Source organism: Lysinibacillus sp. FSL H8-0500 (genome assembly GCF_038051955.1).
GTDB lineage: Bacteria > Bacillota > Bacilli > Bacillales_A > Planococcaceae > Lysinibacillus > Lysinibacillus macroides.
The window spans coordinates 1,316,052-1,328,024 of the sequence record NZ_CP150292.1; the positions used below are offsets into that span (position 1 = coordinate 1,316,052).

Here is an 11,973-nt window from a genome sequence, read left to right on the forward strand (position 1 = left end):
CATGTGTAAAGGAGGAGGAGCATATGACCATTTTAGAAAACTGGCAAAAATGGACATCGTTTTTAGGACAAAATGTGATGCAGGCAGAATCAAGCGGTATGCCAAAGCAAATGATTCAACAAGCTGCTGTACAAATTGGTGAATATTTAGCTGCAAATGTCGATCCTAAAAATGAGCAAGAGCGTGTGTTGTCGGATTTATGGGGCGTTGCCTCTGAAGATGAAAAGCATGCATTGGCGAATTGTGTCGTAAAGCTTGTACAAAATAAACATGTACAGTAAAAAAAGAGGAGAGCCAATCTCCTCTTTTTTCTATACATTTTCACTAAAAACGGGAACGTATGTAAGCCTATCTAATACGCCTCTAAAAAAATTAGTATGTTTTTTAAAATAACGCTGTAATTCCATGCATTCTAACTTTCCATTACATAAAAAATCAGCTATGATGGAACTTATAAAGGATTTTTTACGTTAACTAATAGGAAGGGAACGAGTGTGTTTGAGCGATTGGTACTTTGAATATGAAATTCAGGTGAATCGCCCTGGATTATTAGGAGATATTGCTTCACTTTTAGGGATGCTTCGTGTCAATATTATATCAATAAATGGCGTTGATGAGGATCGACGTGGTATGTTAGTGCATACAGATAATGATGAAGCAATTGAACGTTTTCGGACAATTGTTTCGACAATGGAACATATTAACGTAACCAAATTTCGACAACCGAAACTTCGAGACCGTTTAGCACTTAGACATGGTCATTATATTCCTCGAGATGCGGATGAAAAAAACACCTTCCACTTTGTACGAGACGAACTTGGGATTTTAGTCGATTTTATGGCTGAACTCTTTAAAAAAGAGGGACATAAGCTGATTGGTATACGTGGCATGCCGCGTGTGGGAAAAACGGAGTCAGTTGTTGCAGCAAGTGTTTGTGCCAATAAAAAGTGGATTTTCTTATCCTCCACAATGATTAAGCAAACCGTTCGTAATAAGCTTGTGGGAGATGAATTTAGTAGTAATAATATCTTTATATTAGACGGTATTGTGACACGTCGTTCATCCGATGAGCGTCACATGCAGTTAGTGCGTGAAATGATGAATATGCCGTGTATCAAAGTAGTAGAGCATCCTGATATGTTTGTTCAGCATTCAGAATATAAAATAGAAGATTTTGACTATATTATTGAACTACGTCATCACAATGATGAAGAAATTACTTATGAAATAATGGAAAAAAATCATATGTCCGAATCTGATTCATTTGGAGGATTTAATTTTTAATTTGATGTTAAAGTAGGTGTTATTAGTGGCAGAATTAGGGACTCGACTGAAAGAGGCGAGACTGTCTAAAGGCTACAGTTTAGACGATTTACAGGAAATAACGAAAATTCAAAAACGTTATTTAGTAGGAATTGAAGAGGGCAATTATTCCATTATGCCTGGTTCGTTTTATGTACGGGCTTTTATTAAACAATATGCGGAGGCTGTTGGTTTAAACGCAGAAGAAATTTTAGAGACTTATAAAAATGAACTGCCAAGTACACCAAACGATCAAGTAAGCCAATCCATAACAAATAGTCCTAGCAGACGCAAGGTAACAAAGGGTCCTTCCAATAAATTAATGGAGGCTATGCCAAAAATTATTGTCGCTTTATTTATTGTTGTGATTATTGTGGCAATATGGGTGTTATGGCAATCCAGAAATAGCTCAGGTTCGCCAGAGGTTGACAATTCAACGCCTGAAATGGAATACGATACGCAAGTCAAACCAATTGATAGCGAGAAAGATAAAAAAGACAATAAAGATGCTCAGACAGGTGATAAACAGGATACAAATACTCCAGAAGAAACATCAGCCGATGAAGAACAACCTGAAGATGAAGAAACAAAGCAAACAATTTCCGCGGGTACTGTTGAAGCAGACGGAGCAACAACTTCTTATACGTTAACAGGTACAGATGCACTCAAAATTCGCATTGAAGTTTCAGGTCCTACATTTATTGGAATTCGTAACCAACAGCAACAGGAGTTATTGGAGAGAACAGATGTCTATAATGCTGGAGAAGTAGTCGAGTTTGATGCCACTGCTGAAAGCTATGTGCGTATTCGCCTTGGTAATTCAACGCAGGCTAAAATCTTTATTAATGACGAGCCTCTAACGTATGCACAGCAAATTGTCACGCAAAATATCGTCATCAATTTCAATAAAGAACAGTAGTCATCCTGGGGTGGCTACTTTCTTTCATCATGAAAGGTGTTAGAAAAATGAACATTCCAAATAAAATTACCATCTCTCGAATCTTGCTTATTCCTTTTTTTGTTATTGTGATGATGTTTGATTTTGGTTGGGGAACATTAACATTGTTTGGTGCAGTGATGCCAGTTCATCATTTTGTAGGAGCACTTATTTTTATCCTAGCTTCCACAACGGATTGGGTGGATGGTTATTATGCACGTAAATATAATCTTGTCACAACATTTGGGAAATTTTTAGATCCGCTTGCTGATAAATTGCTGGTATCAGCAGCTTTTATTCTAATGGTAGAACTAAAGATGGCACCAGCTTGGATCATCATTCTTATTATTAGCCGTGAATTTGCCGTAACAGGTTTGCGACTAATTTTGGCAGGTGGGGGAGAAGTCGTTGCTGCCAATCAGCTAGGAAAAATAAAAACATGGGCACAAATTGTAGCGATTGCAGCAGCTCTTTTACACAATACAATCTTTACACTTATTGGTATTCCTTTTGACATGATTATGCTTTATATTGCATTGTTCTTTACACTTTGGTCTGGATGGGATTACTTCTATCTAAATCGACGTGTGTTACTTGAGTCTAAATAAGAAAGGTCTTGTGTATCATGAATGCTGAAATTCTTGCAGTTGGCTCTGAACTATTATTAGGTCAAATTACGAATACAAATGCAAAATTTATCTCGAGCCAGCTTTCTGAGCTAGGCATAAATGTTTTTTACCATACTGTAGTGGGCGATAATGCTAAACGTTTAGAACAGGCTATTGAAGTGGCCGAGTCCCGTGCAGATTTAATTATTTTTTCGGGAGGGCTTGGTCCTACGAAGGATGATTTAACAAAGGAAACAATCGCTCGTCATGTTGGTGTCCAGCTTGAAATGGACGAAGTTGCCTTAACGTATATTGAGCAATTTTTTGCTAAACGAGGCCGTTCAATGACGGACAATAATCGTAAACAGGCATTGGTTTTAACAGGAAGTGAAGTGTTAGCAAATCATCATGGAATGGCGCCTGGCATGATTTTTAAAAAGGATCACCGCACTTATATTTTATTGCCAGGACCACCAAAAGAGCTAGAGCCAATGTTCCAATTTGAGGCAAAGCCAAAGCTCGCTGCCATGCTTAATGATGGGGGAACGATTGCTTCTCATGTTATGCGCTTTTATGGAATTGGTGAAGCAGAGCTTGAAGTTCGTGTTCAAGATATTTTAGATAGACAAACAAATCCAACTGTTGCACCACTCGCCTCAGATGGAGAGGTAACATTGCGTGTAACAGCTAAGGCACAAACAGAGCAGCAAGCACAGCAGCTGATTGACGCCAAAGTTGCAGAGATACAGGCACTTGTGGGTAACTATCAATATGGTGTCAATGATGATTCGCTTGCCTCCAAAACGGTTGAAATGCTGCTGGATAATGAGCTAACAATTGCTGCTGCGGAAAGTTTAACAGCTGGGTTATTTCAATCTGAGCTTGCGGAAATTCCTGGGGTAGGCAATGCGCTGATAGGAGGCGTTGTTACCTATACAGCTGATGCGAAAGTAAAACAGCTCGGCATTGCACAAAAACTAATTGATACACATGGTGTGGTAAGTAGCGAGTGTGCAGCGGCAATGGCAAGTGCTGTGCGTGAAAAATTTGCTACAAATATTGGGATTGGTCTTACAGGAGAAGCAGGTCCCACAGCACATGATCATCAGCCAGTAGGTACAGTTTGGATTGGTATTGCCATTAATGATGAAAAGCCTCTTACATATTTACTACACCTATCTGGTATGCGGAATACGAATCGACTGCGCGCAGTGAAATTTGCCTGTCATTATTTAATGCAACAGTTAGAAGAGCGTGGCTATAAAAAGCGTTATTAAAATAAGATGAAAAGTAGGAATTTGGGTAGAAGAAAACTATCCAAATTTTTATTTTGAAGAATAAACGAATAAATGTTCGCTTTTTTCTTGCGTGATTTCTTAAAAGCAAGTATAGTAGAGATAGAGAAAAACAATGAACAGTTTTCGAAGGAGGAAAATGAATGAGTGATCGTAAAGCAGCCTTAGAACAGGCGCTAAAACAAATTGAAAAGAATTTTGGGAAAGGTTCCATCATGAAGCTTGGGGAAAAAACCGATTTAGAAATTGCGACATCTTCAAGCGGATCGTTAGCACTTGATGCAGCATTAGGCGTAGGTGGTTATCCACGTGGACGTATTATCGAAGTATATGGTCCTGAATCATCAGGTAAAACAACTGTTGCGCTCCATGCGATTGCTGAAGTGCAAGCGTCAGGTGGACAAGCAGCATTTATCGATGCTGAGCATGCGCTGGACCCAATTTATGCACAAAAATTAGGGGTTAATATTGATGAGCTACTATTATCACAGCCAGATACAGGAGAACAGGCACTTGAAATCGCAGAAGCTCTAGTACGCAGTGGAGCGATTGACATTATTGTTATTGACTCTGTCGCAGCATTAGTGCCAAAAGCAGAAATTGAAGGAGATATGGGTGATTCTCATGTCGGTTTACAAGCTCGTTTAATGTCACAAGCTTTACGTAAACTTTCAGGAGCGATTAATAAATCGAAAACAATTGCTATTTTTATTAACCAAATTCGTGAAAAAATTGGTGTGATGTTTGGTAATCCAGAGACAACACCGGGTGGACGTGCGCTTAAATTCTACAGCTCTGTGCGTTTAGAGGTGCGTCGTGCAGAGGCAATTAAGCAAGGCAATGATATTATGGGTAACCGCACAAAGGTAAAAATTGTGAAAAATAAAGTAGCTCCACCTTTCCGTACAGCAGAGGTAGATATTATGTATGGAGAAGGGATTTCTAAAGAGGGCGAAACAGTCGATTTAGGTGTAGAATTAGATATTGTGCAAAAAAGTGGTTCTTGGTACGCATATGGAGATGAGCGTTTAGGTCAAGGCCGAGAAAATGCGAAACAATATTTAAAAGAACATCCTGCCGTAATGGAGGAAATCGCTAACAAAATTCGCTCTTCCTATGGTATTGCTGCTGCTTCTTATACAATTGCTGCACATGAAGAGGAAGAAATGGATGAAGAATTACTGTCACTTCTCGAAGAAGAATAGGATTAATGCATTGCTCTTACGCTAAAGGTAAGAGCAATGCATTTTTAGTTATAGGGGCTTCTAGCAGTGCGCAAGGTTACAAGCAAAGAAATGGAATGAAGATTCATGCGCCAGCTATATTGTCTATATTATTGAATTTTTGTATAGAATAAAGTAAGGGCAACACCAAAATGACTTCACACATACTTTTGTATGAAATAGCCGCCATATCTCTTGGGAATATTTCTTATGTACTGGTTTTAAATAAATACTAGAAAGCATAAAATATTTTCTAGTGTAAAAGTAATAGGAAAAATATTCAGCGAATGGATAGGACTTACTTTTTTCTTTATGAAGGCGAACAGACGCCCGACTATCCTTGACAGAGCTTGAGGCTAGCTATACAATAAAATATGTATAATTTCTGAATTATGACTTTAAATAGGCAGTACATTTGATTATATCTTCATTAAATAACTATTTTAATAAAAGAGAAATTACAACTTTCAGAGCTTCCTAATGAAGGGCCTAACGTTGTGATTCCTTACTAAATATCTACTGGATGAAGATACAGCCTTTGTGGATAGAATGGATGTTATGTAAGCGTAACAAAAATCCTACGTTTTTTCACGAAGGATAATATTGATGTATGCGCCGACTGAAACTGTATTACCCAAATAGCAAGAGGAGGTGTTCATATGGATGGAATTACTATCATCTCCGCTTTGCTTGGACTCATCGTTGGTGCCGCTGTTAGCTATATCTACATGAAAAAAGTGAATGACTCAAAAATCACTGGTGCTAAACATGTTGCTGAAACAATCGTTGAAGAAGGAAAACGACAAGCGGAGGCAATGAAAAAAGAAGCACTACTTGAAGCCAAAGATGAAACTCACAAATTTCGTACTGAAGCAGAAAATGACATTCGTGAACGTCGTTTAGAACTTCAAAAACAAGAGAACCGTTTATTGCAAAGAGAAGAGAATCTTGACCGCAAGGATGATACTCTAAATAAGAGAGAAGCAGGCTTAGAGCGTAAAGAACATGCTCTAGCTGAAAGACAACAGCATATTGAACAGATGGAGAGCAAAGTGGACGAGCTCGTTGCATCACAAAAAACAGAGCTAGAACGTATTTCTGCTTTAACAAGAGATGAAGCAAAAACAATTATCTTAAATGAAGTAGAAAAAGAGCTAGCAACGGATATTGCAGTGATGACGAAGGAAGCTGAAACACGTGCGAAGGAAGACTCCGATAAAAAAGCGCGTGAAATTTTATCATTGGCATTACAACGTTTTGCAGCGGATCACGTAGCAGAAACAACGGTATCTGTTGTGAACTTGCCAAACGATGAAATGAAAGGCCGTATTATAGGTCGTGAAGGCCGTAATATACGCACATTGGAAACATTGACTGGCATTGATTTGATTATTGATGATACGCCAGAGGCGGTTATTTTATCAGGCTTTGACCCAATTCGTCGTGAGACAGCTCGACTTGCACTTGAAAAACTTGTACAGGACGGCCGTATTCACCCTGCTCGCATAGAGGAAATGGTTGAAAAAGCTCGTCGTGAAGTGGATGAACAAATCCGTGAAACAGGTGAGCAAACAACATTTGAAATTGGTATTCATAATCTACATCCTGATTTAATGAAAATTTTAGGTCGCATGAAATATCGTACAAGTTATGGGCAAAATGTCTTAAAACATTCAATTGAAGTCGCCTATTTAGCAGGTTTACTTGCTGCTGAACTTGGTGAAGATGTAGCACTAGCTCGCCGTGCAGGCTTATTACATGATATTGGTAAAGCAATTGACCATGAAGTTGAAGGTAGTCACGTTGAAATTGGCGTGGAATTAGCAACAAAATATAAGGAACATCCTGTCGTTATTAATAGTATTGCTTCGCATCATGGCGATACAGAGGCAACTTCTGTGATCGCAGTATTAGTGGCTGCAGCTGATGCTTTGTCAGCAGCTCGTCCAGGTGCACGAAGTGAAACACTGGAAAACTATATCCGCAGACTTGAAAAGCTAGAGGAAATTTCAGAAAGCTATGATGGCGTAGAAAAATCTTATGCGATTCAAGCAGGTCGTGAAATTCGTATTATTGTACAACCTGAAAAAATTGATGACTTAGCTTCCCATCGTCTTGCACGTGATATTCGCAAACGTATTGAGGAAGAACTAGACTATCCAGGTCATATTAAAGTAACAGTCATTCGCGAAACACGTGCTGTGGAGTACGCGAAATAATATTGAAAGTTAGAGGTTTCTTTAGATAAATATCTGGAGAGCCTCTTTTTTACTGGAGTAGAAAGCCTTATTGACAATAGGGGGCCATTATATTTTGCTTAATTATCCTCCTAGCGTTACAATTAGTAATGTTATTCTAGGAGCGTTATGACCTAGCCTTATGATAGAAGAAAAGGCGTAATGGAAAGAAAGAGTGGTTGAAAAAATGAAGGTTTTATTTATTGGTGATATTGTGGGTTCGATTGGTCGAGATGCAGTAGAAAAATATTTACCTCGCTTAAAAAAGAAATTCCATCCTGATGTGGTCATTGCAAATGGTGAAAATGCGGCAGCTGGACGTGGCATTACTCGTAATATTTATAGCAGTCTTTTACAAATGGGTGTAGATGTCATTACAATGGGCAATCATACATGGGATAATAAAGATATTTTTGATTTTATTGATGACGCAGATTATTTAATACGTCCTGCCAACTTTTCAAGTGAGGCTCCAGGGAAAGGCATGGTGCAAATTTCTAAAAACGGTGTGACATTATCGGTAATTAATTTACATGGTCGTGTCTTTTTGCCTCCGCATGAAGATCCATTTGCGATGGCAGATCAATTAATTGAAGAGGCTCATCAAATATCACCACTTGTCTTCGTGGATTTTCATGCAGAAGCGACAAGTGAAAAGATTGCGCTTGGCTGGCACTTAGATGGCAAGGCTTCCGCAGTGGTTGGCACACATACACATGTGCAAACAGCCGATGCAAGAATTTATCCAAATGGTACAGCGTATATTACGGATGTAGGCATGACAGGCCCATATGATGAAATCTTAGGCATGACAAAGGACAGTGTGATTTATAAATTCCAAACCAATATGCCATCTCGCTTTGAAGTGCCGAAAAAAGGACGCGAGGTATTAAGTGGCTTCTTTGTAGAGATCAATGATAAAACAGGGAAGGCTACTTATTGTGAACGCATTTACATTAATGAAGATTACCCATTTCAAGGGTAGAGAAGTCGAAATATGTTTGTGAACGAGTGTGGTAGGTTTCTTTGTCAAACTAGTCTATTTCCTTCTTGTGGAGCATAAAATGTGCTACGGACAATAACTTGAGGTCCAAAAAGGGGGACGTGAGTTGTTGAGCGTAAACACTATTCGCGAAACGGGGAGGAATAATTGTGGATTCATTAAAAGTATCATCACGCTCTAATCCAAATTCAGTTGCAGGTGCATTAGTCGCGGTAATCAGAGAAAAAGGGCAAGCAGAAATGCAAGCAGTTGGGGCAGGTGCACTTAACCAAGCCGTGAAAGCAGTGGCCATTGCACGCGGATTTGTAGCGCCAAGTGGCACGGATTTAATTTGCGCGCCAGCGTTTGCCGATATTTTAATTGCTGGTGAAGAACGTACAGCTTTGAAGTTGCTAGTGGAAAAACGTATTCGATAAAAAAGTAATGAACTAAAATGCCTTGTCACATAATAATGTGGCGAGGCATTTTTTCGTTTTCCTGTTTACATATGATAGATGTCACTTGAAATAGGGGCGTGATTTTGCTTAGATTTGAAAATTACAACTTTTTGAACAGGATTTTCAGTCAAAGGTCTGATTTTCGCCTAAATCGTTGAGAAACAATAGTGCAGAAGGGTTTCTTCGTGTTAAACTTATGAAGGAAAAATAATAGTATACATTGGATTTAAGGAGTTGTTGACATGTTACATCAGCTTTCATGGAAAGTCGGTGGGCAACAGGGTGAAGGGATTGAGAGTACAGGCGAAATTTTCTCAATGGCAATGAATCGTTTAGGTTATTTCCTATATGGTTATCGTCACTTCTCTTCTCGAATTAAAGGTGGCCATACGAATAATAAGATTACAGTTCGTCCAACAGAAGTGCGTGCAATTGCGGATGATTTAGATATTTTAGTGGCGTTTGATCAAGAAACAATTGACGTCAATTATCAAGAACTAACAAACACAGGTATTATTTTAGCGGATGCAAAATTTGATCCTGTGAAGCCAGAAGATTCACAGGCCCCATTATTTGCTGTGCCATTTACAGAAATAGCAGCGGAACTTGGTACATCGTTAATGAAAAACATGGTGGCTATCGGAGCAACGGCTTCATTGCTTAATTTAGAGGATGCAGTGTTCCAAAATGTAGTCGATGATATTTTTGGTAGAAAAGGTGAAGAGGTTGTTCAAAAAAATATGGAGGCGATTGCACGCGGCCATCAGATTATGAATGAGCTTTTAGGGGATCGTGTTGGAGAATGGGCACTTGCACCAGCAGATGGCAAACGCCGTATGTTTATGATTGGCAATGATGCAGTGGCACTTGGCGCATTAGCTGCTGGTACACGCTTTATGGCAGCATATCCAATTACGCCAGCCTCTGAAATTATGGAATACTTAATTAAAAAATTACCAAAATTCGGTGGTGCAGTCATTCAAACAGAAGATGAGATTGCCGCAGCAACAATGGCGATTGGCGCTAACTTCGGTGGTGTTCGTTCCTTTACCGCTTCTGCAGGTCCTGGTCTATCATTGATGATGGAGGCGATCGGTCTTTCGGGGATGACAGAGCAGCCATTAGTGATTGTTGATACACAGCGTGGAGGTCCTTCAACGGGCTTACCAACAAAGCAAGAGCAATCGGATTTAATGGCAATGCTGTATGGCACACACGGAGAAATTCCAAAAGTGGTCATTGCACCCTCTACAATGGAGGAAGCATTCTTTGATACGATTCAAGCGTTTAATATTGCAGAAGAGCTACAATTGCCTGTTATCTTAATGACGGATTTACAATTATCATTAGGTAAACAATCTGTAGAGCCATTTGATTACAGTAAAATTGACATTCGCCGTGGTAAAATTGTGACAGATGAGCTAGAAGAAGCGGTAGATAAAGCTTATTTCAAGCGTTATGAAGATACAGAGGATGGGGTTTCTCCTCGTGTGCTTCCTGGTACATTACATGGCATTCACCATGTGACAGGTGTGGAGCATGATGAAACAGGGAAGCCATCTGAAGCAACGGGTAATCGTCAAACACAAATGGATAAACGCTTCCGTAAATTAGAGAGTTTGAAATTTGATAACCCAGTCCATGTCAATACGCCACATGAGGAAGCCGATATTTTATTAGTAGGCTTTAACTCAACAAGAGGGGCTATTGAGGAAGTGCAAGAGCGACTGAATGCACAGGGAATAAAAGTGAATCATGCCCATATTCGCTTAATTCATCCATTCCCATCTGCGGAAATGGCGCCTCTTATAGCACAGGCGAAAAAAGTTATTGTTGTGGAAAATAACTATACTGGCCAACTAGCCAATATTATGAAGATGAATGTTGGAGGGCACGATAGGATCGCAACAATCACTAAATATAATGGTACACCATTCTTGCCAGGTGAATTAGAAAATCGTGTGAAGGAGTTGACTCGCTAATGGCAACGTTTAAGGATTTTCGTAATACAGTGAAACCAAACTGGTGCCCAGGCTGTGGAGACTTCTCAGTACAAGCAGCTATTCAACGTGCTGCTGCAAATGTCGGCATTGAACCAAATGAGCTTGCGGTGATTTCAGGGATTGGCTGCTCAGGTCGTATCTCAGGCTATATTAATTCCTACGGTTTCCACGGGATTCATGGTCGTGCATTGCCAATTGCACAGGGTTTAAAAATGGCTAATCGTGATTTACATGTCATTGCTTCGGGCGGTGATGGCGACGGTTTTGCGATTGGGATGGGGCATACGATTCATGCAATCCGCCGTAATATTGATATTACGTACATTGTGATGGACAACCAAATTTATGGCTTAACAAAAGGTCAAACTTCGCCACGTTCGGCTGCTGGATTTATTACAAAATCGACACCAGGTGGCGCGATTGAGCCATCATTGAAACCATTAGAGGTAGCGTTAACAAGTGGTGCTACATTTGTGGCGCAAGGCTTCTCTACAGATATTAAAGAATTAACAGCTTTAATTGAAGCAGGCATTAATCATAAAGGCTTCTCGTTTATCAATGTCTTTTCACCATGTGTGACCTATAACAAAGTGAACACATACGATTGGTTTAAAGAGAACTTAACAAAGCTTGCTGATATTGAAGGCTATGACAACTCTGACCGCGGCATGGCGATGCGTACAGTAATGGAGCATGAGGGCTTAGTAACAGGCATTATTTATCAGGATACAGAAACAACATCGTATCAAGAAAAAGTACCTGGCTACTCTGAGCTACCATTAACAGATATTGACATTAAAATGAGCGAAAATGATTTTAATGCGTTAATAAAAGAATTTATGTAAAGAGAAAAAGCATTTGGGGTAGTTGTATCTCAAATGCTTTTTGTATTCGTAAATTAAACGAGAATAACTAATTATTTTTATAG

The 11,973-nt window shown here is 39.4% G+C and carries 11 protein-coding genes; all 11 read left to right on the plus strand.

Annotated features, from left to right (window positions below; all coding sequences use genetic code 11):
• The first annotated feature begins 23 nt into the window (after positions 1 to 23).
• Positions 24 to 281: a DUF3243 domain-containing protein gene (locus tag MHB44_RS06100; RefSeq protein ID WP_053993988.1), complete on the plus strand. Its 258-nt coding sequence runs from the start codon at positions 24 to 26 to the stop codon at positions 279 to 281.
• Positions 282 to 498: 217 nt separating this feature from the next.
• A complete protein-coding gene (locus MHB44_RS06105) occupies positions 499 to 1,284 on the plus strand; it encodes a DUF3388 domain-containing protein (protein ID WP_053993989.1) in 786 nt (261 codons plus the stop codon).
• Between the two features lie 16 nt (positions 1,285 to 1,300).
• Positions 1,301 to 2,221: a RodZ domain-containing protein gene (locus tag MHB44_RS06110; protein ID WP_341301979.1), complete on the plus strand. Its 921-nt coding sequence runs from the start codon at positions 1,301 to 1,303 to the stop codon at positions 2,219 to 2,221.
• Positions 2,222 to 2,268: 47 nt separating this feature from the next.
• A complete protein-coding gene (gene pgsA, locus MHB44_RS06115) occupies positions 2,269 to 2,847 on the plus strand; it encodes a CDP-diacylglycerol--glycerol-3-phosphate 3-phosphatidyltransferase (RefSeq protein WP_341301980.1) in 579 nt (192 codons plus the stop codon).
• Between the two features lie 17 nt (positions 2,848 to 2,864).
• Positions 2,865 to 4,124: a competence/damage-inducible protein A gene (locus MHB44_RS06120; RefSeq protein WP_341301981.1), complete on the plus strand. Its 1,260-nt coding sequence runs from the start codon at positions 2,865 to 2,867 to the stop codon at positions 4,122 to 4,124.
• Between the two features lie 161 nt (positions 4,125 to 4,285).
• Entirely contained in the window at positions 4,286 to 5,347 is a 1,062-nt protein-coding gene (gene recA, locus MHB44_RS06125; protein ID WP_341301982.1) for a recombinase RecA, read from the plus strand.
• Between the two features lie 677 nt (positions 5,348 to 6,024).
• Complete coding sequence (gene rny, locus MHB44_RS06130; RefSeq protein ID WP_053993993.1) at positions 6,025 to 7,584, plus strand: ribonuclease Y; 1,560 nt, start codon at positions 6,025 to 6,027, stop codon at positions 7,582 to 7,584.
• A gap of 205 nt (positions 7,585 to 7,789) precedes the next feature.
• Positions 7,790 to 8,587, plus strand: coding sequence for a TIGR00282 family metallophosphoesterase (locus tag MHB44_RS06135; protein WP_341301983.1), 798 nt, complete (start codon positions 7,790 to 7,792; stop codon positions 8,585 to 8,587).
• 167 nt (positions 8,588 to 8,754) lie between these two features.
• Complete coding sequence (locus MHB44_RS06140) at positions 8,755 to 9,021, plus strand: stage V sporulation protein S (RefSeq protein ID WP_004224903.1); 267 nt, start codon at positions 8,755 to 8,757, stop codon at positions 9,019 to 9,021.
• Positions 9,022 to 9,284: 263 nt separating this feature from the next.
• Positions 9,285 to 11,024: a 2-oxoacid:acceptor oxidoreductase subunit alpha gene (locus tag MHB44_RS06145; RefSeq protein ID WP_341301984.1), complete on the plus strand. Its 1,740-nt coding sequence runs from the start codon at positions 9,285 to 9,287 to the stop codon at positions 11,022 to 11,024.
• Positions 11,024 to 11,890 (plus strand): 2-oxoacid:ferredoxin oxidoreductase subunit beta, encoded by an 867-nt coding sequence (locus tag MHB44_RS06150; RefSeq protein WP_341301985.1) that lies wholly within the window; start codon positions 11,024 to 11,026, stop codon positions 11,888 to 11,890. The genes MHB44_RS06145 and MHB44_RS06150 overlap by 1 nt, the downstream gene beginning before the upstream one ends.
• Positions 11,891 to 11,973: the final 83 nt, after the last annotated feature.

What these genes read in the sequence shown, in the direction of transcription:
- MHB44_RS06100 (WP_053993988.1), top strand. Translation starts at nt 24, where the DNA reads ATGACCATTTTAGAAAACTGGCAAAAATGGACATCGTTTTTAGGACAA.
- pgsA (WP_341301980.1), top strand. Translation starts at nt 2,269, where the DNA reads ATGAACATTCCAAATAAAATTACCATCTCTCGAATCTTGCTTATTCCT.
- MHB44_RS06120 (WP_341301981.1), top strand. Translation starts at nt 2,865, where the DNA reads ATGAATGCTGAAATTCTTGCAGTTGGCTCTGAACTATTATTAGGTCAA.
- recA (WP_341301982.1), top strand. Translation starts at nt 4,286, where the DNA reads ATGAGTGATCGTAAAGCAGCCTTAGAACAGGCGCTAAAACAAATTGAA.
- rny (WP_053993993.1), top strand. Translation starts at nt 6,025, where the DNA reads ATGGATGGAATTACTATCATCTCCGCTTTGCTTGGACTCATCGTTGGT.
- MHB44_RS06135 (WP_341301983.1), top strand. Translation starts at nt 7,790, where the DNA reads ATGAAGGTTTTATTTATTGGTGATATTGTGGGTTCGATTGGTCGAGAT.
- MHB44_RS06145 (WP_341301984.1), top strand. Translation starts at nt 9,285, where the DNA reads ATGTTACATCAGCTTTCATGGAAAGTCGGTGGGCAACAGGGTGAAGGG.
- MHB44_RS06150 (WP_341301985.1), top strand. Translation starts at nt 11,024, where the DNA reads ATGGCAACGTTTAAGGATTTTCGTAATACAGTGAAACCAAACTGGTGC.